35 protein-coding genes are annotated in these 22,519 nt (G+C 64.7%); 1 reads left to right on the top strand and 34 read right to left on the bottom strand.

From position 1 onward, the window contains the following. Positions 1-84: 84 nt before the first annotated feature. The 32 genes from rpsK to CBR61_RS12500 form a co-directional block, all read right to left on the bottom strand. Positions 85-474 (bottom strand): 30S ribosomal protein S11, encoded by a 390-nt coding sequence (rpsK, locus tag CBR61_RS12345; protein ID WP_017666383.1) that lies wholly within the window; start codon positions 472-474, stop codon positions 85-87. A gap of 55 nt (positions 475-529) precedes the next feature. Continuing rightward, positions 530-898 carry a 30S ribosomal protein S13 gene (rpsM, locus tag CBR61_RS12350; RefSeq protein WP_017666382.1) on the bottom strand — a complete coding sequence of 123 codons (369 nt, stop codon included), beginning with the start codon at positions 896-898 and terminating at the stop codon, positions 530-532. Between the two features lie 262 nt (positions 899-1,160). Beyond that, positions 1,161-2,039 carry an SRPBCC family protein gene (locus CBR61_RS17060; RefSeq protein ID WP_199797431.1) on the bottom strand — a complete coding sequence of 293 codons (879 nt, stop codon included), beginning with the start codon at positions 2,037-2,039 and terminating at the stop codon, positions 1,161-1,163. A gap of 75 nt (positions 2,040-2,114) precedes the next feature. Next, entirely contained in the window at positions 2,115-2,762 is a 648-nt protein-coding gene (locus CBR61_RS12360; RefSeq protein WP_088914632.1) for an adenylate kinase, read from the bottom strand. Between the two features lie 103 nt (positions 2,763-2,865). Beyond that, positions 2,866-4,230, bottom strand: coding sequence for a preprotein translocase subunit SecY (gene secY / locus CBR61_RS12365; RefSeq protein WP_088914633.1), 1,365 nt, complete (start codon positions 4,228-4,230; stop codon positions 2,866-2,868). Between the two features lie 184 nt (positions 4,231-4,414). Continuing rightward, positions 4,415-4,939 (bottom strand): 50S ribosomal protein L15, encoded by a 525-nt coding sequence (gene rplO, locus CBR61_RS12370; protein WP_088914634.1) that lies wholly within the window; start codon positions 4,937-4,939, stop codon positions 4,415-4,417. Positions 4,940-4,971: 32 nt separating this feature from the next. After that, a complete protein-coding gene (locus CBR61_RS12375) occupies positions 4,972-5,256 on the bottom strand; it encodes a hypothetical protein (RefSeq protein ID WP_088914635.1) in 285 nt (94 codons plus the stop codon). Position 5,257: 1 nt separating this feature from the next. Next, positions 5,258-5,434, bottom strand: a complete 177-nt coding sequence (gene rpmD, locus CBR61_RS12380; RefSeq protein WP_088914636.1) for a 50S ribosomal protein L30 — start codon at positions 5,432-5,434, stop codon at positions 5,258-5,260. Positions 5,435-5,440: 6 nt separating this feature from the next. Beyond that, positions 5,441-6,148: a 30S ribosomal protein S5 gene (rpsE, locus tag CBR61_RS12385; protein ID WP_088914637.1), complete on the bottom strand. Its 708-nt coding sequence runs from the start codon at positions 6,146-6,148 to the stop codon at positions 5,441-5,443. 2 nt (positions 6,149-6,150) lie between these two features. After that, positions 6,151-6,495 (bottom strand): 50S ribosomal protein L18, encoded by a 345-nt coding sequence (gene rplR / locus CBR61_RS12390; RefSeq protein WP_088914638.1) that lies wholly within the window; start codon positions 6,493-6,495, stop codon positions 6,151-6,153. 1 nt (position 6,496) lies between these two features. Further along, positions 6,497-7,030, bottom strand: a complete 534-nt coding sequence (gene rplF / locus CBR61_RS12395; protein ID WP_088914639.1) for a 50S ribosomal protein L6 — start codon at positions 7,028-7,030, stop codon at positions 6,497-6,499. After that, on the bottom strand, positions 7,030-7,425 hold the full coding sequence (rpsH, locus tag CBR61_RS12400; protein WP_088914640.1) for a 30S ribosomal protein S8: 396 nt from the start codon (positions 7,423-7,425) through the stop codon (positions 7,030-7,032). The genes rplF and rpsH overlap by 1 nt, the downstream gene beginning before the upstream one ends. Before the next feature lie 10 nt (positions 7,426-7,435). Then, on the bottom strand, positions 7,436-7,741 hold the full coding sequence (gene rpsN / locus CBR61_RS12405; protein ID WP_088914641.1) for a 30S ribosomal protein S14: 306 nt from the start codon (positions 7,739-7,741) through the stop codon (positions 7,436-7,438). A 42-nt stretch (positions 7,742-7,783) separates the two neighbouring features. After that, positions 7,784-8,365, bottom strand: coding sequence for a 50S ribosomal protein L5 (gene rplE, locus CBR61_RS12410; RefSeq protein ID WP_088914642.1), 582 nt, complete (start codon positions 8,363-8,365; stop codon positions 7,784-7,786). Continuing rightward, positions 8,358-8,678 (bottom strand): 50S ribosomal protein L24, encoded by a 321-nt coding sequence (gene rplX / locus CBR61_RS12415; protein WP_088914643.1) that lies wholly within the window; start codon positions 8,676-8,678, stop codon positions 8,358-8,360. Before rplX ends, rplE begins: the two co-directional genes overlap by 8 nt. Beyond that, a complete protein-coding gene (gene rplN / locus CBR61_RS12420; RefSeq protein ID WP_088914644.1) occupies positions 8,678-9,046 on the bottom strand; it encodes a 50S ribosomal protein L14 in 369 nt (122 codons plus the stop codon). Before rplN ends, rplX begins: the two co-directional genes overlap by 1 nt. A 72-nt stretch (positions 9,047-9,118) precedes the next feature. Next, the gene (gene rpsQ / locus CBR61_RS12425) at positions 9,119-9,409 is read right to left on the bottom strand and encodes a 30S ribosomal protein S17 (RefSeq protein ID WP_066529809.1); all 291 of its coding nucleotides are present in this window, start codon (positions 9,407-9,409) and stop codon (positions 9,119-9,121) included. 11 nt (positions 9,410-9,420) lie between these two features. Next, complete coding sequence (gene rpmC / locus CBR61_RS12430) at positions 9,421-9,633, bottom strand: 50S ribosomal protein L29 (RefSeq protein ID WP_066529807.1); 213 nt, start codon at positions 9,631-9,633, stop codon at positions 9,421-9,423. Next, entirely contained in the window at positions 9,633-10,067 is a 435-nt protein-coding gene (rplP, locus tag CBR61_RS12435) for a 50S ribosomal protein L16 (RefSeq protein ID WP_088914645.1), read from the bottom strand. Before rplP ends, rpmC begins: the two co-directional genes overlap by 1 nt. An 11-nt stretch (positions 10,068-10,078) precedes the next feature. Continuing rightward, positions 10,079-10,774, bottom strand: a complete 696-nt coding sequence (gene rpsC / locus CBR61_RS12440) for a 30S ribosomal protein S3 (RefSeq protein WP_088914646.1) — start codon at positions 10,772-10,774, stop codon at positions 10,079-10,081. A 1-nt stretch (position 10,775) separates the two neighbouring features. After that, positions 10,776-11,153, bottom strand: coding sequence for a 50S ribosomal protein L22 (rplV, locus tag CBR61_RS12445; protein ID WP_017665140.1), 378 nt, complete (start codon positions 11,151-11,153; stop codon positions 10,776-10,778). Further along, positions 11,153-11,428, bottom strand: coding sequence for a 30S ribosomal protein S19 (rpsS, locus tag CBR61_RS12450; RefSeq protein ID WP_088914647.1), 276 nt, complete (start codon positions 11,426-11,428; stop codon positions 11,153-11,155). The genes rplV and rpsS overlap by 1 nt, the downstream gene beginning before the upstream one ends. 6 nt (positions 11,429-11,434) lie before the next feature. Beyond that, entirely contained in the window at positions 11,435-12,271 is an 837-nt protein-coding gene (gene rplB / locus CBR61_RS12455; protein WP_088914648.1) for a 50S ribosomal protein L2, read from the bottom strand. A gap of 23 nt (positions 12,272-12,294) precedes the next feature. Next, complete coding sequence (locus CBR61_RS12460; protein WP_088914649.1) at positions 12,295-12,603, bottom strand: 50S ribosomal protein L23; 309 nt, start codon at positions 12,601-12,603, stop codon at positions 12,295-12,297. Then, the gene (gene rplD, locus CBR61_RS12465) at positions 12,596-13,219 is read right to left on the bottom strand and encodes a 50S ribosomal protein L4 (protein WP_088914650.1); all 624 of its coding nucleotides are present in this window, start codon (positions 13,217-13,219) and stop codon (positions 12,596-12,598) included. Before rplD ends, CBR61_RS12460 begins: the two co-directional genes overlap by 8 nt. A gap of 3 nt (positions 13,220-13,222) precedes the next feature. Next, on the bottom strand, positions 13,223-14,017 hold the full coding sequence (gene rplC, locus CBR61_RS12470) for a 50S ribosomal protein L3 (protein WP_086739460.1): 795 nt from the start codon (positions 14,015-14,017) through the stop codon (positions 13,223-13,225). A gap of 277 nt (positions 14,018-14,294) precedes the next feature. Further along, entirely contained in the window at positions 14,295-14,606 is a 312-nt protein-coding gene (rpsJ, locus tag CBR61_RS12475; protein WP_017665146.1) for a 30S ribosomal protein S10, read from the bottom strand. A gap of 329 nt (positions 14,607-14,935) precedes the next feature. Next, complete coding sequence (tuf, locus tag CBR61_RS12480) at positions 14,936-16,126, bottom strand: elongation factor Tu (protein WP_088914651.1); 1,191 nt, start codon at positions 16,124-16,126, stop codon at positions 14,936-14,938. A gap of 94 nt (positions 16,127-16,220) precedes the next feature. Continuing rightward, the gene (gene fusA, locus CBR61_RS12485) at positions 16,221-18,353 is read right to left on the bottom strand and encodes an elongation factor G (protein ID WP_088914652.1); all 2,133 of its coding nucleotides are present in this window, start codon (positions 18,351-18,353) and stop codon (positions 16,221-16,223) included. A gap of 110 nt (positions 18,354-18,463) precedes the next feature. After that, positions 18,464-18,934, bottom strand: coding sequence for a 30S ribosomal protein S7 (gene rpsG / locus CBR61_RS12490; protein ID WP_069310558.1), 471 nt, complete (start codon positions 18,932-18,934; stop codon positions 18,464-18,466). A 135-nt stretch (positions 18,935-19,069) separates the two neighbouring features. Beyond that, the gene (rpsL, locus tag CBR61_RS12495; protein ID WP_006831873.1) at positions 19,070-19,441 is read right to left on the bottom strand and encodes a 30S ribosomal protein S12; all 372 of its coding nucleotides are present in this window, start codon (positions 19,439-19,441) and stop codon (positions 19,070-19,072) included. 328 nt (positions 19,442-19,769) lie between these two features. Beyond that, complete coding sequence (locus CBR61_RS12500) at positions 19,770-20,372, bottom strand: helix-turn-helix domain-containing protein (protein ID WP_088914653.1); 603 nt, start codon at positions 20,370-20,372, stop codon at positions 19,770-19,772. A gap of 152 nt (positions 20,373-20,524) precedes the next feature. On the opposite strand from CBR61_RS12500, the gene CBR61_RS12505 reads away from it, so the two are divergent. After that, on the top strand, positions 20,525-21,253 hold the full coding sequence (locus CBR61_RS12505) for a helix-turn-helix transcriptional regulator (RefSeq protein ID WP_088914654.1): 729 nt from the start codon (positions 20,525-20,527) through the stop codon (positions 21,251-21,253). Between the two features lie 22 nt (positions 21,254-21,275). On the opposite strand, the gene CBR61_RS12510 is transcribed toward CBR61_RS12505, so the two are convergent. Both CBR61_RS12510 and apaG read right to left on the bottom strand, forming a co-directional pair. Next, positions 21,276-22,064 (bottom strand): LysR family transcriptional regulator, encoded by a 789-nt coding sequence (locus CBR61_RS12510; RefSeq protein WP_088914655.1) that lies wholly within the window; start codon positions 22,062-22,064, stop codon positions 21,276-21,278. A gap of 39 nt (positions 22,065-22,103) precedes the next feature. Next, positions 22,104-22,517, bottom strand: coding sequence for a Co2+/Mg2+ efflux protein ApaG (gene apaG / locus CBR61_RS12515; protein WP_088914656.1), 414 nt, complete (start codon positions 22,515-22,517; stop codon positions 22,104-22,106). Positions 22,518-22,519: the final 2 nt, after the last annotated feature.

The following is a 22,519-nucleotide window of genomic DNA, read 5'->3' on the forward strand; positions in this document are numbered from 1 at the left end:
GGCCGGATGCGCGGGCGCGAGGGGCGCGGGCATCTGACCCGATCGGGCGGCGGAGGCGATACGCGCCCCCGCCATCCCGGCGGATCAGACGCGGCGACGCTTGGACGGACGGACCCCGTTGTGCGGGATCGGGGTCACGTCGCGGATCGAGGTAATGTTGAAGCCGACGGCTGCAAGACCCCGCAGGGCGCTTTCACGGCCCGAACCCGGGCCCTTCACTTCGACTTCGAGGGTGCGGACGCCGTGCTCGGCGGCCTTCTTGCCGGCATCGTCGGCGGCGACCTGCGCGGCGTAGGGCGTCGACTTGCGGCTGCCCTTGAAGCCCATCATGCCGGCGGACGACCACGAGATGGCATTGCCCTGCGCGTCGGTGATGGTGATCATGGTGTTGTTGAAGCTGGCGTTGATGTGCGCCACGCCGCTGGTGATGTTCTTCTTGTCACGGCGCCGGATACGGCCTGGTTCGCGTGCCATTCTCTATATTCCTCTAGCTCGTCAGAAGGAAAAAGCGGGAGCCCGAAGGCCCTGCTTACTTCTTCTTGCCCGCGATGGGCTTGGCCTTGCCCTTGCGGGTACGGGCGTTGGTGTGGGTGCGCTGGCCGCGGACGGGCAGGCCCGAACGGTGACGCAGGCCGCGATAGGCGCGCAGGTCCATCAGACGCTTGATGTTCATCGCGGTCTGGCGACGCAGGTCGCCTTCGACGGTGAAATCGGCATCGATGGTTTCGCGGATGCGCAGGATTTCCTCGTCCGAGAGATCCTGCACACGCGCGGTGTGCGCGATGCCCAGCTTGTCAGCGATCTGGACGGCGGTGGTACGGCCGATCCCGTGAATATAGGTCAGCGCGATGATCACGCGCTTGTTGGTGGGGATATTGACCCCGGCAATACGAGCCACTTATTTCTCCATGCTCCACAGGGGTTTGACGGTCCTTGAGGAACCACCCCTATCTCAACGCGACATTCATTCCCCACGCTCGCCTGCCGAGCGCTGGTGCGCAAACGGCAAAAAGTCCGGTCGGCACGCGCAAGGGCGATGCCTGCCGAACTTGCTTCGAACATGTCGAATGAGGGGCGCGCATAGGCCGATTCGCCCTTCAGGTCAACCGCATCAGGCATAGAAGCCCAGGACGCGCAAGCAACGCATGATGCCGGTGCGTTCAGCGCGGCGGCTTGTCGCCGATATCGCTGAAAGCCTCGTCCACGGACGGCGTCTTGGTCGCCGGCTTCGACGCCGGCTTGTCGGCGGGCTTCGCCGCTGGAGCGGGCGCGGCAGCAGGCCCGGGCGTCGGCTTGATCCCGGGCAGCGTCACGGGCGTCCCGGCCTTGGCCGGAGCTGGCGCGGGTGCGGGACCTGGCTTGGCAGCAGCAGCTGGTGCGGAAGGCGGAGCCACCTTCGCCCCGCCCTGCCCTGCCGGCTCCGGCTTGGCTTCGGCCGGTGCTTCGGCAGCAGGCGGCGGCACAGATGCCGGCATGGCGACCACACCCAAGGGCTTGGCCAATGCGGCGATCTGCGCGCCCATCACCCCATCCACGGCCTTGGAGATCACCGCCACCTCGTAGCGCATCGGACCTCCGACATTGTATTCCCACAAGATCCGCGTGCCCTTGGGCGTGGTGCTGATCGCGATGGTGAGCACGCCGGTCACCGGCTCGCTCTGGAGCGGACCGAGGCTGCCGACCATCCGCAGCGCACGCTCCGGATAGGCCTGAACGACCCGCATGTGCTCGACACTGCCCTCGAGCGTGAAGCGCCCCGGTTCATCCACCTCGGGGATGGTTTCGCAGAAGCACCCGCCCGCCTTGGGCATCAGGGAGAGGTTCTTCGCATCCCCCGACCACGTATGCTCGGATTGCCACCAGCCGGAAGGCGAGATCAGGGCGAGCCACACGTCCTTCGGGCTCGCCTCGACCACCACTTCGTGACGAGTGACAAAGCTGTCCTCATCCGCGCGTACGACCTCGGCCGCGGCCGGACTGGCGGCCACGAGGGCGGACAGGACAAGCGCGCCAGCACCGGCTCGCGAAAACTGCTTCATGGCAAGACCCTCCCTTGCGATCATCGCACAAGGCTGCGGCAAAGGCGGCGATGCCGCAAGCCCCCGGGGCCGCAATCAGCCCTTGAGGATGGCGTCGATCTGGCCTGCGACCGTGTCGATCGCGGCCATGCCGTCGATGCGGGTGACGATCCCGCGCGCCTCGTAGCCCGGCAGGATCGGCGCGGTCTTGGCGCGGTATTCCGCCATGCGGGTGCGCACAGTTTCCTCGTTGTCGTCCGGACGGCGCTTGAACTCGGTGCTGCCGCAGGCATCGCACACGCCCGGCGTCGCGGGCGGATTGGCGGTGTCGTGATAGAGCGCACCGCAGTTGCCGCAGGAAAAACGGCCCGTGATTCGCTCGACCAGCGCGTCCTCGTCGACCTCGAGTTCGATCACGTGATCGAGCACCCGGCCGTTCTTCGCCAGAATGGCATCGAGCGCATCGGCCTGCGCGGCGGTGCGGGGATAGCCGTCGAAGATCGCGCCTGTTTCAGGCGCCATTGCGGCGAGTTCGGCGTCGATCAGGTCGGAGACGATCTCGTCCGATACCAGCTCGCCGCGCTCCATGACTTCCTTCGCGCGCAGCCCGACGGGCGTGCCCGCCTTGACCGCGGCGCGCAGCATGTCGCCGGTGGATAGCTGGCGCATCCCGTGACGTTCGACCAGGCCCGCACTCTGCGTCCCCTTGCCGGCGCCGGGAGGGCCAAGAAGAATGATGTTCACGAACCGTCCCCCAATATCGCCGCGGGTCGCTGCCCGGCACGTTCTTTCAGACTTACGGGTTCAACCAAGTGGCAAGGCGCGTCAAGCCGACTAATGTCGTATATCAGCGCATCCTGCCCTTGAGCTTGGCCTTCTTGATCAGGTCGCCATATTGCAGCGCCAGAAGGTGCGACTGGATCTGGCTGATGGTGTCCACCGTCACGTTGACGACGATCAGCAGGCTGGTGCCGCCGAGGAACAGCGGGATCCCCGTTTGCGCGATCATGTATTCCGGCAGCACGCAGACCAGAGTCAGGTAGAGCGCGCCCACCACGGTGATGCGGGTGAGGACATATTCGAGATAGTCCGCCGTGCGCTTGCCCGGACGAATGCCGGGGATCGAGCCGCCGTTCTTCTTAAGGTTGTCTGCCGTTTCCTCGGGGTTGAATACCACCGCGGTGTAGAAGAAGCAGAAGAAGATGATCCCGATGGCGTAGAGCGTCATGTAGAGCGGCTGGCCATGGGCGAGATATTGGTTGAGCGCCTGGAGCACGGTGTAGAACCCGCTCTCGGTGTCGACCGAATTGCCGGCAAACTGGGTGATCGTCAGCGGCAGCAGCAGCAGCGAGCTGGCGAAGATGGGCGGGATCACGCCCGCGGTGTTGATCTTGAGCGGCAGGTAGGACCGCTCCGCCTGCATCATTCCGCGCTGCGTCGCGCGCTTGGGATACTGGATCGTCAGGCGGCGCTGGGCGCGCTCCATGAAGGAGATGAGCAGGATCAGACCGACCACCATCACGAGGAAGCCGATGATCACCAGCGAGGAAATCGCGCCGGTGCGGCCGCCTTCGAAGAGGTTGGTGGCGAAGCTCGGGAACTGGGCAACGATGCCCGCCATGATGATCAGCGAGATGCCGTTGCCGATGCCGCGGCTGGTGATCTGCTCGCCGAGCCACAGCAGGAACATGGTCCCGCCGACGAGATTGATGACAGCGACGATGCGGAACATGTAGCCCGGATCGACCACCGCCTGCAGGCCGTTCTGCGCGGCGAAGCTTTCAAGGCCCACGGCAAGGAAATAGCCTTGGATCGCGCACAGCAGCACCGCGCCGTAGCGGGTGTACTGGTTGAGCTTCTGGCGCCCCGAAGCGCCTTCCTTCTTGAGCGCCGAGAGCGACGGGTGCAGCGCCGAGGCCATCTGCACCACGATCGAGGAGGTGATGTAGGGCATGACGCCAAGCGCGATGAGGCTCATGCGCTCGAGGCTGCCGCCCGAGAAGGCGTTGAACAGGTCGAGGATGCCGCCGCGGGTCTGGTCGTAGAGTTCGGCAAGAACCAGCGGGTTGACGCCGGGCAGCGGCACGAAGCTGAGGAAGCGGAAGACGATCAGCGCACCGATCGTGAACCAGATGCGCTGCTTGAGCTCGGTCGCCTTGGCGAAATTGCCGAGGTTCAGGTTGCTCGCGATATTGTCGGCGCGTGATGCCATGTCGTCGTGTCGATCCTAGCTCTTGGCCCGGCGGCTCTGCCCCCATCAGGCACCGCGTGGACCATGTCCTGCGCGCCCCACCCTCGTCGGGATGCCCCCGGAAGAAGGGGCAGGTCGGCGCGCGAGAGCGTAAATAGGGAGCGCGGGGGCTCTTGTCGAACCCCCGCGCGCCGCCTTTTGTCGATTACTTGGCCTTGGCGGCCTTGTTGGCCTCGCGGCGGGCGAGCTTCTTCTCGTGCTCGGGGGTCGGCGCGGGGGCGACTTCGACGCTGCCGCCGGCCTTTTCGACCGCGGCGATCGCGCCCTTGGTGGCGCCGGTCACGGCGAAGGTGGCCTTGGCGGTGATCTCACCCTTGCCGAGCAGGCGCACGCCGTCCTTGCCGCCGCGCACGAGGCCCGCATTGCGCAGGGCTTCCTCGGTGATGGTGGCGCCGGTGTCGAGCTTGCCCGCGTCGATGAACTTCTGGATCATGCCGACGTTCACCTCGGCGTAGTCCTTGGCGAAGGGGTTGTTGAAGCCGCGCTTCGGCAGGCGCATGTGGAGCGGCATCTGGCCGCCCTCGAAGCCCTTGATGGCAACGCCCGAACGGGCCTTCTGGCCCTTCTGGCCGCGGGCCGAGGTCTTGCCCTTGCCCGAGCCGATACCACGGCCGACACGGACGCGGCCCTTGCGGGCACCGGCGTTGTCGCGGATGTCATTCAGTTTCATGTCGTGCACTCGCTTTCGCTTTTGTCGCGCTGTTAGATTTCAAACCAAGTAGCGCCCTTGTTGGGCACCCTAGGCGTCTCCGGCGGCACTTCGACAATCTTGTCGAAGTAAACCATCGCCTTGAACTGCTTGCGCAGCTTCGGGCTGACAATCTCGAATGCCGGGTCGATGCGCATCGCTTCGAGCGCCGACATTTCCGCCTCTTCAAGGGAAACGGCTTCTACCCAACGCGTGGTGTAGAAGCCGACCAATCCCTTCTTACCGATCAACTGGCCGGGAAAATTCTCACCCCTGACCAGGCACCGATAGAGCTTCACTTCAGTCGATCACCTGCACCAGATGCGGAATCTTGGCGATCGCGCCGCGCACCTCGGGGGTGTCCTGACGCTCGACCACCTTGTGCATCTTGTTCAGACCCAGACCGATGAGGATCTGGCGCTGGCTGGCGGGGCGACGGATCGGAGAGCCGATCTGCTTGATCTTGATGGTAGCCATTGAAGATTACTCCACGATCGCGGCAGCTTCGGCTTCCGCCTCGGCTGCGCTGGCCCCGCCCCGACCTAGGAGGTCGGCAACCTTTTTGCCGCGACGCTGGGCAACCGACTTCGGCGAAGTCTGGTCCTGCAGCGCGTCGAAGGTGGCGCGGATCATGTTGTAGGGGTTCGAGGTGCCGACCGACTTGGTCACCACGTCGGCAACGCCGAGGCTCTCGAACACGGCGCGCATCGGACCGCCGGCGATGATGCCGGTGCCCGGAGGCGCGGTGCGCAGGGTCACCTTGCCCGCGCCGAAACGGCCATTGCCGTCATGGTGCAGGGTGCGGCCTTCCTTGAGCGGAACGCGGATCATCTTCTTGCGCGCCGAAGCGGTCGCCTTGGTGATCGCTTCCGGCACTTCGCGGGCCTTGCCGTGGCCGAAGCCGACGCGGCCCTGGCCGTCGCCGACCACGACCAGTGCCGCAAAGCCGAAGCGCTTACCGCCCTTCACGGTCTTGGAGACGCGGTTGATGTGCACCAGCTTCTCGATGATGCCGTCATCTTCTTCCTGCTTGGGCCCGCGACGGTCGTCACGGCCACGCCCGCGACCACGGCCTTCGCCGCCTTCGCGGTTGCCGCCACGGCCACGACCGCGACGGCCCTGGCTCTCGCCGGCGTCGCCGCCGATGTCGCCCGCCACGTCGACGGTGTCGATGGTGTTTTCGTCAGCCATTGTCAGAACTCCAGCCCGCCTTCGCGGGCGGCATCGGCCAGCGCCTTGACGCGGCCATGGAACAGGAACCCGCCGCGATCGAACACGACAGTCGTCACGCCCGCCTTCTTGGCGGCCTCGGCGATCTGCTTGCCGACTTCGGCAGCGGCATCGACATTCGCGCCGCTCGCCTTGGTGCCGAGCGTCGAGGCAGCGGCGACCGTGCGGCCGGCGGCATCGTCGATGATCTGGGCGTAGATGTGGCGACCGGTGCGGTGCACCGAGAGACGGGGCTTGCCACCGGCACGCGCGCGCAGCGCGGTGCGGACCCGGCGACGGCGCCGTTCGAACAGGGAAAGCTTTGCCATCTTACCTCTTCTTCCCTTCCTTGCGGAAGATGTACTCGCCGCGATAGGCAATCCCCTTGCCCTTGTAGGGCTCGGGCTTGCGCCAGCGGCGGATTTCGGCGGCAAACTGGCCGACGGCCTGCTTGTCCGAGCCGGAAATCTCGATCGTGGTCTGGTCCGGGGTCTTCACCTCGAGACCTTCGGGCACGGCGAGGTCGACATCGTGGCTGTAGCCGAGCTGCAGCTTCAGATTGCGACCCTGCGCGTTGGCACGGTAGCCGACGCCCTTGATGTCGAGGATCTTGGTGAAGCCGGCGCTGACGCCCTCCACCAGGTTCGACACGAGCGTGCGCTGCATGCCCCAGAAGGCGCGCGCCTGCTTGCTGTCATTGGCCGGCTTGACCGAGATCGCGCCGTCCTCGAGCGAGTAGGTGATGAGGTCCGACAGACCCATCGACAGGGTGCCCTTGGGCCCCTTCACGACGAGCGTGCCGTTCTCGATGGTGGCCGTCACCCCTCCGGGGATCGCCACCGGCTTCTTGCCGATGCGGCTCATCAGAACACCTCCGCCAGGACTTCGCCGCCGACGTTGTGGCTGCGTGCCTCGGCATCCGAGAGCACGCCCTTGGGCGTCGAGACGATGGTGATGCCGAGGCCGTTGCGGACGGTCGGGAGCTCCTTCGAGCCCGAATAGATCCGGCGGCCGGGCTTGGAGACGCGCGCCACGTGCTTGATCGCGGGCTCGCCTTCGAAATACTTCAGTTCGATCCGCAGCGCCGGGTGCTTGCCCGAGTTGTCCTCGGAATAGCCACGGATGTAGCCTTCGCGCTGGAGCACTTCGAGCACGTTGGCGCGCAGCTTGCTCGCGGGCGTGAGGACCGAGTCCTTCTTCGCCTGCTGGCCGTTGCGGATGCGGGTGAGCATATCACCCAGAGGATCGGTCATTGCCATCTTTGTGTCCTCACCAGCTCGACTTGGTCAGGCCCGGAATCAGGCCCTTGTTGCCGAGATCGCGCAGTTCGATACGGTTGATGCCGAACTTGCGGTAATAGCCGCGGGGGCGGCCGGTGGTGGCGCAACGGTTGCGCACCCGGGTGGGGTTCGCGTTGCGCGGAAGCTCCGCCATCTTGAGACGGGCGACCAGGCGCTCGGTCTCGTCGAGGGATTCGTCGTTGGCGATCGCCTTCAGCTTCTCGTACTTCGCAGCGTACTGCTTGACGAGCTTCTTGCGACGCTCATTCTTGTTGATGGAACTCAGTTTCGCCATGGACTTAAGCTCTCTGCTTTCGTGTCTCTAACGGGAAGCGGCTCACGCCGCTTCCTTCTGTTCGGTCTTGGCCTCGCCCTGGAAGGGGAAGCCGAACAGGCGCAGCAGCTCGCGCGCCTCTTCGTCGGTCTTGGCGGTGGTGGTGACGATGATGTCCATCCCACGCACCTTCTCGATCTTGTCGTAGCTGATTTCGGGGAACACGATCTGTTCCTTCAGCCCCATCGCGTAGTTGCCGCGGCCGTCGAACGACTTCGGATTCAGCCCGCGGAAGTCGCGGATGCGCGGCATGGCGACGGTCACGAGACGGTCGAGGAATTCATACATCCGTTCGCGGCGCAGGGTCACCTTGCAACCGATCGGCATGCCTTCACGCAGCTTGAACTGCGCGATCGACTTCTTGGCGAGGGTGATGACCGGCTTCTGGCCGGCGATCAGCGCCATTTCCTCGGCGGCGGTCTGAACCTTCTTCTTGTCCTGGCTCGCCTCGCCCACACCCATGTTGAGCGTGATCTTCTCGAGCTTGGGCACCTCCATGCGGTTCTTGTAGCCGAACTTCTCGGTCATGGCCTGGACGATCTCGTTGTCGTACTTGGCCTTCATCCGGGCGGTGTAATCAGCCATCGATGGTCTCCCCACTCTTGACGGCGACGCGCACCTTTTTCCCGTCCTTCACTTCGAAGCGGACGCGGGTGGCCTTGCCGGTCTTGGGATCAGCCAGAGCGACCTTCGAGATGTGCATCGGCGCGGCGAAGCGATCGATTCCACCCTGCGGGTTCTGCTGGCTCGGCTTGCGGTGACGGGCGACGATGTTCACGCCCTCGACGACGACCTTCCCGTCCTTCGGGAGAACCTGGGCAACCGTACCGGTGCGGCCCTTGTCCTTGCCCGACAGAACGACGACGCGGTCACCCTTCTTGATCTTCGCGGCAGCCATTACAGCACCTCCGGAGCGAGCGAGATGATCTTCATGAAGCCCTTGCCGCGCAGTTCGCGCACCACGGGGCCAAAGATACGGGTGCCGATCGGCTCCTCGTTCTTGTTCACGAGCACGGCCGCGTTGCTGTCGAAGCGGATCACGGTGCCGTCGGGACGACGCACGTCCTTCTTGGTGCGCACGATCACGGCGCGGTGAACGTCGCCCTTCTTGACCTTGGTGCGCGGCTGCGCCTCCTTGATGGAGACGACGATCACGTCGCCGACGCCCGCGGTACGACGCTTCGAGCCACCCAGCACCTTGATGCACTGGACGCGCTTGGCGCCGCTGTTGTCCGCGACGTCGAGATTGGATTGCATCTGGATCATTGATCCGTCTTCCTTCTCATTGGCTTACCGGGACGCCCGATCCGACCGGGGCCCGGCAGTTCCGTCTACGTTTCAGTTACCCGCAGCAGCGACGTCGAGGTCGGCTTCCACCGCCTGCACGCCGCCCGCCACGACCCGGTCCTTCACGATCCAGGTCTTGGTCTTCGACATCGGGCGGGTCTCCTCGATCCGCACCACGTCGCCCACGGTGTATTCGTTCTGCTCGTCGTGCGCGTGATACTTCTTCGATCGACGGATGATCTTCCCGTAGAGCGGGTGCTTCACCTTGCGTTCGACCAGCACGGTCACAGTCTTGTCGGTCTTGTCGGAGGTCACAGTCCCGACGAGGATGCGCTTGGGCATGTGCTTTCTCCTTACGCCTTGGCAGCCGCGGCCTTGGCCGCGCGCTCGCTCTGCAGCGTCTTGATCTGCGCGATGGTCCGGCGCACCTGACGGATGCGCGAGGGAGCCTCGAGCTGGTTGGTCGCAGCCTGGAACCGAAGATTGTACTGCTCGCGCTTGAGCTCGGTGAGCTCGGCGGTCAGCTGGTCATCGGTCTTGGTGCGAAGGTCCGCGATATCGGCCATTATTCGCCTCCCAGGTGGCTGGTGTCGCCGAGACGGGCGACGACCTTGGTCTTGATCGGCAGCTTCATCGCCGCGCGCTCGAAAGCTTCGGCGGCCAGCGGACCGGCGACGCCGTCGAGTTCGAACAGGATGCGGCCCGGCTTCACGCGCGCCGCCCAGTATTCGACCGAACCCTTGCCCTTACCCTGACGGACTTCGGCAGGCTTCTTCGACACGGGCACATCGGGGAACACGCGGATCCAGAGACGACCCTGGCGCTTGATGTGACGGGTGATGGCACGACGCGCCGCTTCGATCTGACGAGCGGTGACCCGCTCCGGCTCAAGGGCCTTGAGGCCATAGGAGCCGAAGTTGAGGGTGGTGCCACCCTTGGCGTCGCCCTTGATCCGGCCCTTGAAGGCCTTGCGGAACTTGGTCTTTTTCGGTTGCAACATGGTTTGTTACCTCAACGAGCCGGGCGGACGCCGGAAGTCTGGGCTTCCATCATCAGGCGGTCCTGCGCGGTCGGATCATGGGCGAGGATCTCGCCCTTGAAGATCCACACCTTGATCCCGATGATCCCGTAGGCGGTGAGCGCCTCGGTCTCGGCGTAATCGATGTTCGCACGCAGCGTGTGGAGCGGCACGCGGCCTTCGCGGTACCATTCGACGCGGGCGATTTCAGCCCCGCCAAGACGGCCGCCGCACACGATCTTGATGCCTTCGGCACCCAGACGCAGCGCCGACTGCACCGCGCGCTTCATCGCCCGGCGGAACGCCACGCGGCGCACCAGCTGATCGGCGATGCCCTGCGCGACGAGCTTGGCGTCGATTTCCGGCTTGCGGATCTCGACGATGTTCAGCTTCACGTCGCTCGCGGTCATGGTCGCCAGCTTCGAGCGCAGCTTCTCGATGTCCGCGCCCTTCTTGCCGATGATGACGCCCGGACGGGCCGCATAGATCGACACGCGGCACAGCTTGGCCGGACGCTCGATCACCACCTTAGAAACCGCCGCCTGGGGCAGGTTCTTCATGATGTACTTGCGGATCGCGATGTCTTCCTTGAGCAGCTGCGCATAGTCACGCCCTTCGGCGTACCAGCGGCTGTCCCAGGTGCGGTTGATCTGCAGGCGCAGACCGATCGGATTGCTCTTCTGACCCATATCAGGCCTCCTCTGCTTCGCGAACGACGATCCGCAGACGCGAGAACGGCTTGAGGATCCGGGTCGACTTGCCACGGCCACGGGTGTGGAAGCGCTTCATCGTCACCGACTTGCCGACGCTCGCCTCAGCGACGACCAGCGCGTCGACGTCGAGGTTGTGGTTGTTTTCAGCGTTGGCGATCGCCGAGGCGAGCACCTTGCTCGCATCGCGCGCCATCGCCCGCTTCGAAAAGGCGAGGATGTTCATCGCCTCTTCGGCCTTCTTGCCACGGATCAGGGCCGCGACGAGGTTGAGCTTCTGCGCCGAACCACGGATCGTGGTGCCGACGGCCAGCGCCTCGTTATCGCCCACGCGGCGGGGTGCCTTTGCCTTGCCCATTAGCGCTTGCCCTTCTTGTCGGCAGCGTGGCCGGGGAAGGTGCGCGTGGGCGCAAATTCACCGAGCTTGTGGCCGACCATTTCTTCCGAAACCGAAACGGGAATGAACTTGTGCCCGTTGTAGACGTTGAAGGTGAGCCCGACGAACTGCGGCAGGATCGTCGAACGCCGCGACCAGGTCTTGATCGGCTTGGCGTTCGTGGTTTCCTGCGCCGTTTCTGCCTTCTTCAGCAGGCTCAGCTCGACAAACGGACCTTTCCAGACGGAACGTGCCATCGTCTCTTACCTCTTCTTCTTCGCGTGACGCGAACGGATGATCATCTTGTCCGTCTGCTTGTTGTGGCGCGTGCGGGCACCCTTGGTCGGCTTGCCCCACGGGGTCACCGGATGACGGCCACCCGAGGTGCGGCCTTCACCACCACCGTGCGGGTGGTCGACCGGGTTCTTCGCGACGCCGCGGGTCAGCGGACGCTTGCCCATCCAGCGCGAGCGGCCGGCCTTGGCAAAGTTCTGGTTGGCGTTGTCGGGGTTCGACACCGCACCCACCGTGCCCATGCAATCGGCGCGCAGGTAACGCTGCTCGCCCGAGTTGAGGCGGACGATCACGAAAGCGCGGTCACGGCCGACGACCTGCACATAGGTGCCGGCCGAACGGGCGATCTGGCCGCCCTTGCCCGGCTTCATCTCGACGTTGTGGCAGATCGTGCCGACCGGCATCTGGCCGAGCAGCATGGCGTTGCCCGGCTTGGTGTCGGTCTTCTCGCCGGCCACGACCTGGTCACCGACTGCGAGACGCTGCGGCGCGATGATGTAGGCCTGCTCGCCGTCCTCGTACTTCACCAGCGCGATGAAGGCGGTGCGGTTCGGGTCATACTCGAGACGCTCGACGGTGGCCGGCATGTCCCACTTGCGACGCTTGAAGTCGATGAAGCGGTACTTCTGCTTGTGGCCCCCGGCGATACCGCGCGAGGTGACGTGGCCCTTGTTGTTGCGGCCGCCGGTCTTGCGCTTGCCTTCGGTCAGCGCCTTGACAGGCTTGCCCTTGTAGAGCCCCGACTTGTCAACCAGGATCAGGCCGCGGCGGGCGGGACTGGTCGGCTTGTAGTTCTTGAGTGCCATTGTTCGTTTCCTGTCCCTTGGCCTCAGATACCGCTGGTGATGTCGATCATCTCACCCTCGGCGAGGGTGACGATGGCCTTCTTCACGTCGGAACGCTGGTAGGCCTTGCCCTTCCAGCGCTTGGTCTTGCCCTTCTGGACCAGGGTGTTCACGGCGACGACCTTCTTGTCGTAGATCGCCTCGATCGCTTCCTTGATCTGCGGCTTGGTCGCATCCTTGGCGACCTTGAAGACCACGGCGTTCTGTTCAGACGCGAGGGTCGACTTCTCGGTGATGTGCGGCGCGATGATCACATCGTAGTGACGCGCGTCCACGGTCTGCTTCTTAGCCATTGAAGCGCGCCTCCAGCTTTTCGACAGCGGCCTTGGTCAGCACCAGCGTGTCGTGGTTGAGGATGTCGTAGACATTGGCGCCGATCGCCGGGAGCACGTTGATGCCCGGGAGGTTGCCGGCAGCCTTCTTGAAGCCCGCGTCGACCTGCTCGCCGTCGATCACCAGCACTTTGCCGGTCAGACCGGCCTTGGTGAGGTGGCCCTTCAGCGCCTTGGTCTTGGCGTCCTTCAGCTCGAGGCTGTCGACGACGACCAGACCGCTCTTGGCCTTGGTCGAAAGCGCCATCTTGAGGCCGAGCGCACGGATCTTCTTGTTGAGCGACTGCTCGAAGTCACGCTTGCGCGCGCCGTGTGCCTTGCCGCCGCCGATGAAGATCGGGGCCGCACGGTCGCCGTGACGGGCGGTGCCGCCACCCTTCTGGCGGCCGAACTTCTTGCCGGTGCGGGCCACGTCCGAACGCTCGCGCGTCGGGCGGGCGGTGCCGCGGCGGTTCTCGAGCTGCCAGGTCACCACGCGGTGCAGGATGTCGGCGCGCGGCTCGATGCCGAACACGTCATCCGACAGCTCGATATCGCCCGAGGCCTTGCCCTCGATGTTCTGAACCTTGATTTTCATGGCTCAGCCTTCCTTGTTTTCTTCGGTGGCCGGCGCGTCGGTTTCGACGGCTTCGGTCACGATGGCTTCTTCGGCCGCGGCTTCGACCACCGAGGGGGTCTCGTCAGCCACGGGGGCCTTCTTCTCGAGGATCGCGCCCGGGAAAGGCAGGCCTTCCGGGGCCGGCAGCTTTACGGCGTCGCGGACGAGCAGCCAGCCGTTCTTCGCGCCCGGTACCGAGCCCTTGACGAAGAGAAGGCCGCGCTCGGCGTCGGTGCGGACGATTTCGAGGTTCTGCTGGGTGCGCTGACGGTCGCCCATGTGGCCGGCCATCTTCTTGCCCTTGAACACGCGGCCCGGATCCTGGCGGTTACCGGTCGAACCGTGGGCACGGTGCGAGATCGAGACACCGTGGGTGGCGCGCATACCGCCGAAACCCCAGCGTTTCATGGCGCCCGCAAAGCCCTTGCCCTGCGTGTGGCCGGTAATGTCGACCATCTGGCCGGCAATGAAATGCTCGGCGCTGATCGTGGCGCCGACCGGGACCAGCGCATCGGCGCTGTCCACGCGGAATTCCGCAACCTGCTTCTTCAGGCCGACGTCGGCCTTGGCGAATTGTTCACGCTGCGGCTTGGCAACGTTCTTGTGCTTGGCTTCGCCCGCGCCGAGCTGGACCGCGAAATAGCCATCGCGGTCGGCGGTGCGGTGCGAGACCACCTGGCAATCTTCCAGCGCGAGAACGGTCACGGGCACGTGCCGGCCGTCCTCCTGGAAGAGGCGGGTCATCCCGACTTTCTTTGCGATAACGCCGGTGCGCATCGTCAGTTCACTCCTCGACAGAGGCACCTTGCAGACCATCCGCAAGGTGCGTGTGAGACCGCGACACCGAAATGGCATCGCGGCCCCGTTCAGCCCGAATTTTGATGCATCGCCCCGTCCGGGCTGAGTGCTCCTGCTGGCCGGGTGGCCTCGGGAGCGAGACGGGGGACGCAGCCCGGAGAGGTTCTCCGGCGGTATCCACCCTATCGTCAGGCGGAGCCATCAGGGCTCCAACGATAGAGGCCCCTCACCTGAGCGAGGGGCATTTCGGCTGGCCTCAGGCCAGCTTGATCTCGACGTTCACGCCGGCAGCCAGATCGAGCTTCATCAGCGCGTCGACCGTCTGGGCGTTGGGCTGCACGATGTCGAGCAGCCGCTTGTAGGTGCGCACCTCGAACTGCTCGCGCGACTTCTTGTCGACGTGCGGGCCGCGGTTCACGGTGAACTTCTCGATACGCGTCGGCAGCGGAATGGGGCCACGAATAAGAGCGCCGGTGCGGCGGGCCGTATCTGCGATCTCGCCAGTGGCCTGGTCGAGAACGCGGTGGTCGAACGCCTTGAGGCGAATACGGATATTCTGAGCTTCCATGTCCTACTACCGATGCGAAAGAGCCAAGGAGCCGCCGGTTGCCCGGCATTTCCCAAAAACAAAGACCGCCCCGCGTGCATCCGGTTTCCCGTGAGCGGGCGGCCTTCCTCAAAACTCGTGACAGACGGGACGAATCTCGTCTGCGGATGCGCGCCTATACGGGGAGCGCCCCCTTCTGGCAAGGGCCAACGGACAGGAAATTACATGACCGTGAAACGACCGTAATTCCGGGCCGCGAAGGCGCCCTGCCCTCACACAAAAAGGCCCGGCAGCTCCTGGGAGCGCCGGGCCTCTTCGTGTTCAGTTTCGCCCCTTAACGGAGCAGCACCTTACTTGGTGATCTTGGCGACGACGCCCGAACCCACGGTGCGGCCACCTTCGCGGATCGCGAAGCGCAGACCTTCGTCCATGGCGATCGGAGCGATCAGCTTGACGCCGATGGTCACGTTGTCGCCCGGCATCACCATTTCGGTGCCTTCGGGAAGGATCACTTCGCCGGTCACGTCGGTGGTGCGGAAGTAGAACTGCGGACGGTAGTTGGCGAAGAACGGCGTGTGACGGCCACCTTCGTCCTTCGACAGCACGTAGACCTCGGCCGAGAACTCGGTGTGCGGGGTCACGGTGCCCGGCTTGGCGAGAACCTGGCCGCGCTCGACTTCTTCACGGGCGACGCCGCGGATCAGGGCACCGACGTTGTCGCCGGCTTCACCGCGATCGAGCAGCTTGCGGAACATTTCCACGCCGGTGACGGTGGTCTTGCGGGTGTCCTTGATGCCGACGATCTCGACTTCGTCACCCACGTTCACGACGCCGGTTTCGATACGGCCGGTCACCACGGTGCCGCGGCCCGAGATCGAGAACACGTCTTCGATCGGCATGAGGAAGCTCTTGTCGATCGGACGATCGGGCTGCGGGATGTACTGGTCGACGGCTTCGATGAGCGCGATGACCGAGTCCTTGCCGATGTTGTCGTCACGGCCTTCGAGAGCGGCCAGAGCCGAACCCTTGACGATCGGAATGTTGTCGCCGTCGAAGTCGTACGACGAGAGCAGCTCGCGCACTTCGAGTTCGACGAGCTCGAGGATTTCCTCGTCGTCGACCTGGTCGACCTTGTTCATGTACACGACCAGCGCCGGCACGCCGACCTGACGGGCGAGCAGGATGTGCTCACGGGTCTGGGGCATCGGGCCGTCGGCGGCGTTCACGACCAGGATCGCGCCGTCCATCTGGGCGGCACCGGTGATCATGTTCTTCACGTAGTCGGCGTGACCCGGGCAGTCGACGTGCGCGTAGTGACGGGCAGCCGATTCGTACTCGACGTGCGCGGTCGAGATGGTGATGCCGCGCTCGCGCTCTTCCGGAGCCTTGTCGATGTTGGCGAAGTCGACGGCGCTGCCGCCGTAGGTTTCAGCCATCACCTTGGTGATCGCCGCGGTCAGCGTGGTCTTGCCATGGTCGACGTGACCGATGGTGCCGATGTTGCAGTGCGGCTTGTTCCGCTGGAATTTTTCCTTGGCCATTTCTCTGGTGTACCTTCTTGAATGAAATGATGTGTTCGCGGGAGAACGGCAGCGCCCGCAGAATCAGGCGCCGCCCCTAGACTGCCGAAGCAGCTTAGGCAAGTTTCTCCTTGACCTCGGCTGCGACGTTGGCCGGAACCTCGTCATAGTGCGAGAACTGCATGGTGTACTGCGCACGCCCCTGGGTGAACGAACGCAGCTCGTTAACGTAGCCGAACATGTTGGCGAGCGGCACGAAGGCCTCGACCGCCTGGGCATTGCCCCGGGTGTCGGTGCCCTGGATCTGGCCGCGCCGCGAGTTCAGGTCGCCGATGACATCACCGAGGTAATCATCGGGGGTCACCACTTCAACCTTCATGATCGGCTCGAGCAGCTTGATGCCGGCCTTCTGGGCGACTTCGCGCATGGCACCGCGGGCGGCGATTTCGAACGCGATCGCGCTCGAGTCGACGTCGTGGTAGGCACCATCGGTCAGCCTGATCGAGAAGTCGATGATCGGGAAGCCCACGAGGTGGCCGCTTTCGGCCTGCTCGCGGAAGCCCTTTTCGATCGCCGGGATGTATTCGCGCGGAATGTTCCCGCCCTTGATCTGGTCCTCGAAGATCACGCCCTGGCCGCGCTCACCCGGGGTGACCGTGACCTTCACGCGGCCGAACTGGCCCGAGCCGCCCGACTGCTTCTTGTGGGTGTAATCGACTTCGACCTCGCGGGCGAGGTATTCGCGGTAGGCCACCTGCGGCGCGCCGACATTGGCTTCGACCTTGAACTCGCGACGCATGCGGTCGACGATGATGTCGAGGTGGAGTTCGCCCATGCCCTTGATGATCGTCTGACCGCTTTCGTGGTCGGTCGACACGCGGAACGAGGGGTCTTCCTGCGCCAGGCGGTTGAGGGCGATGCCCATCTTTTCCTGGTCAGCCTTGGTCTTGGGTTCCACCGAAAGCTCGATGACCGGCTCGGGGAATTCCATGCGCTCGAGGATGATCGGCTTGGACGAGTCGCACAGGGTGTCCCCGGTGGTCGTGTCCTTCATGCCGGCCAGCGCCACGATGTCGCCCGCGAACGCCTCATCGATGTCCTCGCGGTTGTTCGAGTGCATCAGCAGCATGCGGCCGATCTTTTCCTTCTTGTCCTTCACCGAGTTCAGGACCTGGCCCTTGGTGAGCTTGCCCGAATAGATGCGGGTGAAGGTCAGCGAGCCGACGAAGGGATCGTTCATGATCTTGAACGCGAGCGCAGCAAACGGCGCATCGTCGCTCGAGGGACGCTCGTCTTCCTGCTCGCTGTCGGGCAGCACGCCCTTGATCGGCGGAATGTCGAGCGGCGACGGCATATAGTCGACCACCGCGTCGAGAAGGGGCTGGACGCCCTTGTTCTTGAACGCCGAGCCGCAGGTCACCGGCACGAAGGCGCGCGCGATGGTGCCCTGACGGATCAGCTTCTTGATCGTCGGGACGTCCGGCTCGTTGCCTTCGAGGTAGGCTTCCATGATCTCGTCGTCCTGCTCGACGACGAGCTCGATCAGACGCTCGCGGTACTCGGTAGCCTTGTCGGCGAGGTCAGCGGGGATCTCGATGAACTCGTACTTCGCGCCGAGGCTTTCGTCCTTCCAGACGATGCCGCGGTTGTTGACGAGGTCGACCACGCCCTGCAGCTGGCTCTCGGCCCCGATCGGGAGATAGAGCACGAGCGGCTTGGCGCCGAGGCGGTCGATGATCGACTGGACGCAATAGTAGAAGTCGGCGCCGGTGCGGTCGAGCTTGTTGATGAAGCACATCCGCGGCACGCCGTACTTGTCGGCCTGGCGCCACACGGTTTCCGACTGCGGCTCCACGCCGGCCACGCCGTCGAACACGGCCACGGCACCGTCGAGCACGCGCAGCGAACGTTCGACTTCGATGGTGAAGTCGACGTGGCCGGGGGTGTCGATGATGTTGATGCGGTGCTTCGGCTGGTTCGCGCGCAGCGCCTCGGGATCGCTCATCGGATCCATGGAGCTGTCCTCGGCGGTCCAGAAGGTCGTGGTCGCGGCCGAGGTGATCGTGATCCCGCGCTCCTGCTCCTGCTCCATCCAGTCCATCGTCGCGGCACCATCGTGCACTTCGCCGATCTTGTAGGACTTGCCGGTGTAGTAGAGAATGCGCTCGGTCGTGGTGGTCTTGCCGGCATCGATGTGCGCCATGATGCCGATATTGCGATAGCGCTCCAGCGGATACTCGCGGGCCATATCAGGTTCCTTGATCGTGAGGGGGCCGCCGGGTCGCGGTCAGGGCCCCATATAGGGAGAATTGTGACAGCCGGAAGACCCTGCCTCCCGGCTGCCCACAATCCGCGAGATTACCAGCGGTAGTGCGAGAAGGCGCGGTTCGCGTCCGCCATGCGGTGCGTGTCCTCGCGCTTCTTCACGGCGTTGCCGCGGTTGTTGGCCGCATCGAGCAGCTCGCCCGACAGCCGCGCGGCCATCGTGGTTTCCGGACGCCCGCGCGCAGCCGTGATCAGCCAGCGGATCGCGAGAGCCTGGGCACGCTCGGGACGAACCTCGACCGGCACCTGGTAGGTCGCACCACCGACACGGCGGCTGCGCACCTCGACCTGCGGCTTCACGTTGTTCAGCGCATCGTGGAACAGCTGGATGGGATCGGCCTTCGCCTTGGCTTCGACCGTGGCGAGCGCGCCATAGACGATCTTCTCGGCAACGGCCTTCTTACCGTCGAGCATGAGGTTGTTCATGAACTTCGACAGGATCTGATCCCCGTACTGGGGATCGGGCAGGATGACCCGCTTTTCGGGACGACGACGACGTGACATCTTTTGAATTCCTTCGGAATGCGCCCGGGCCTCCGCCCGGGCTTGCGGCTCCGGCCCACTCCCCCTCCCGACCACCCAGATGCTACCCCGTAGGGCGCTCGGGAGGGGGAGCGGTCCGGAGCCGGACCTAAACCCTTACTTCGGACGCTTGGCGCCGTACTTCGAGCGCGACTGCTTGCGGTCCTTCACGCCCTGCGTGTCGAGCACGCCGCGAAGGACGTGGTAACGCACGCCCGGAAGGTCGCGCACACGGCCGCCGCGGATGAGCACCACCGAGTGCTCCTGCAGGTTGTGGCCTTCGCCCGGGATGTAGGAGATGACCTCGCGCTGGTTGGTCAGGCGGACCTTGGCCACCTTGCGCAGCGCCGAGTTCGGCTTCTTCGGGGTCGTCGTGTAGACGCGGGTGCAGACGCCGCGCTTCTGCGGGTTCTGCTCCATCGCAGGGACCTTGGACTTGGCCTTCTGCGGAACGCGGCCCTTGCGGACCAGCTGGTTGATCGTCGGCATTAGATTCTCACTTCACCGGATGGGGGTGACACGGGAAACCGACGATGGAGGAAGAGAGTTGCCCGCTCGTTTCGTCACCTCGGCGAAAACCGGGTCCCGGAACCTCGAGCGATGCGCCCGAGGCATGAGATCCCCGCATTTGCGGGAATGACGACGAGGCCGAAACGCTCCACCCACATGATCAGGCCCTTCGGCCACCGGGTTACTTTGACGGCTGCCCCTCTTTGAAGGACCCACCGCCAATGTTCAGCTCGCTCCGAGGGGTTGCCCCGGAAAGATGGGCGCCCTTAGGCGGGTTTGGGGCAAGGGTCAAGGGACGGCGTCACAACTACTGGCGCATCGCCCTGCCCGATGCCATCCGACCTGCTCGCTGGCCGGTAAAGGCGAGGTCGGAAGCGACCTGCATGAAATACCCCGTCAACCGTTCGGACGCCAGCGGGGTCAGGCACAGGAAAACCCGCCGCTTGTCGGTCGGATCCGGATCGCGTGTGAGATAGCCACGCTCCTCCATCACCTTGATGTAGCGCAGCGCAGTCGTCTCCGGAACGCCGCTGCCGTAACACACCGAAGACACGGAAATCCGCTGCCGGCGCAGCGCCGCCCTGAACAGATCGAGCAGCATCGTCCACGACGGATCGAAGAAGAGATCGGGCTCGAAGAATTTCAAGCGCTGCCGACGCGACGCGATCACCGCTTCGAGCACATGGAGAATATCGCCCTCACCGTACTGCGGCGAAGGCACGACCGGTGCAACCCGGCCGATACCCGCTTGGCTGGCTTGATCCTGCTCAGCCAGCGGCTGACCGATGTCGCGAAACCCGCAGCGCTGGTCGTCGACGTTGTCAGGCGAGCCCTCGCCAGCCGTCAGAGACGCGATGGCATTCTCGAGCAATTCGAGCCGCTTCCGTATGTTCTTGGTGTCGCCGGTCATGACAGCGCAGTTACAGTTCCACTGCGGAATTTTCCTGTCCCCCAGTCGGGTTACGTAACCTAAAATAATCAATCCCACCTCGAATTCTGCTAGCAATTTAATTTGTTAGTAATGGCCGACTAAATTGCCTTGGAGGCCGAGGCAGGGAATTTATGCCGAACGTCATCCACGATTCAGACATCTTCCGGAATATATCGAATGCGGCTCAAGTTTCGGAAGTAATACATGCCTTATATGCGTCCTGTCTGCTGATCGGCGGGGACAAGCTCAGTTATCACTCCGAAACAATGTTCGAAGGTGTGGCATCTGCACATTCGAACGTGTTTGCCATGGGTTTCCCGAAAGAATGGACGGAGTTCTACTTGGCCGGAGGCGGCAAGGCCTTCGATCCTGTTCCAGAAATTGTCATGCAGGCTGGCCGGGTGATGACATGGCGCGAGGCTCTCTGTCAGTTAACGCTGACTGACGGCGAAAGGGACTGGTTTAAGCGAGCCGAGCAGCACGGGCTGCTCAATGGGCTGGGCTTCCCGCTTTGGGGGCCGAAAAGCCAGAACGCCTTCGTCGCGATCGGCTTTCCCGGGAACGATGTCGATGTGAGGCCGGAAGTCATCCGGGCCGAGCATATGCTGCTGCATGCGGGGCACGTGAAGATCGTCGAACTCTCGGCCGGACAACCGGAGTCGGCGATCCTTTCGCAGCGCGAGCGCGAGGTCCTGACGTGGATTGCCAAAGGCAAGAGCAACACGGACATCGCCACGATCCTGTCGATCTCTCCGGAGACGGTCGCGACATACAAGCGGCGCATCTATGCCAAGCTCGAGTGCCACGACCGGATCGGAGCGGTGGTCAAGGCGCTGAAACTTCGGTTGATCAGCCTGTGAAGGTCCGCCCGCGCGGCGCTGCCTAGGCGCCGAGGAATGCCACCAGCGCGCGCACCTTCTTGCTTCGCCACTGCGGCGGGGGGGCGAGCAGCCAATAGGCGCGGGTGGCCGGCTCGGGGGGCTCGAGCGCGGTGAGTTGCCCGCGCGCGATCGCGCCTTCGGCCAGCGCCAGCGGGAGAATGGTGCGCCCCATCCCCGCCAGCGCCGAGGCGAGCGCCTGGCCGGGAGAGCCGGCGCGGATGCAGGGGTTGAGCCCCTCCGGCAATGCCACGCCCGGCCAGTCGATCCACGCATCGCGGTGCTCGGGCGCAGCAACCTGCACGCGCATCGCCGGGGCCAGCTGGACGCCCTGCAGCTCGCCCGGCCCGTCGACAAGCCGGATCGCGAGATCGAGGTTCGCCTCGGTGAAATCGGCGTGCTCGTCGGGGGCGAGGATGTATTGCACGCCGGGGGTCCCGGCCTGGAACACGGCGAGGCGGGGGGCGAGCCACTCGGCATAGAACTCGCGCGGGACGGCGATGGTGTAGCGGTCGGAGGCCTGTCCGGCCTGCATCGCGGCGACGCTCTCCTCGAACCTGAGGAAGCCCTCGCGCAGGGGATCGAGTCCGGCCTCGCCTTCCGGCGTGAGTTCGAGGCCCTTCGAAGTACGGCGGAACAGGACGACGCCGAGCACGTCCTCGAGCGCGCGGATCTGCTGGCCTACGGCGGCGGGGGTAACGGCGAGCTCGTCCGCGGCCCGGGTGAAGGAGAGGTGCCGCGCGGCGGCGTCGAACACGCGCAGGGCGTTGAGAGGGAGGTGCGTGCGCTTCACGCATCGCCGATTAGGGCGCGGCGCGGCTCACCGCAAGGGTCAGCGGGGCGAGCGCCCCTCGGCCGTCTCGGGCGCGGCGAGCGGGAAGAAGGGGATGCGCACCTCTGCGGGCGAGCCGTCGGCCCGCTCGAAGGTGTAGAAGCCCTCCATCGATCCGAACGGCGTCGTCAGCGGGCAGCCCGAGACATAGTCGTGGCTCTGCCCCGGGGTGAGCAGCGGCTGTTCGCCGACCACGCCCTCCCCGTCGACATGGTTCACCATGCCGCGCCCGTCGGTGATCCGCCAGTGCCGGGTGCGCAGGCGCAGCGCCTCATGCGAGCCGTTCTCGATGCGGATGTGATAGACCCAGAACCACTTGCCCGCCTCCGGATGCGACTGCTCCGGCAGGTAGTTGACGGCGACCCTGACGGTGACCCCGTCGGTGGTGGCGGCATGCTGGAAGAATTCTTTCATGT

The sequence above is a fragment of the Porphyrobacter sp. CACIAM 03H1 genome (assembly GCF_002215495.1).
Taxonomy (GTDB): Bacteria; Pseudomonadota; Alphaproteobacteria; order Sphingomonadales; family Sphingomonadaceae; genus Erythrobacter.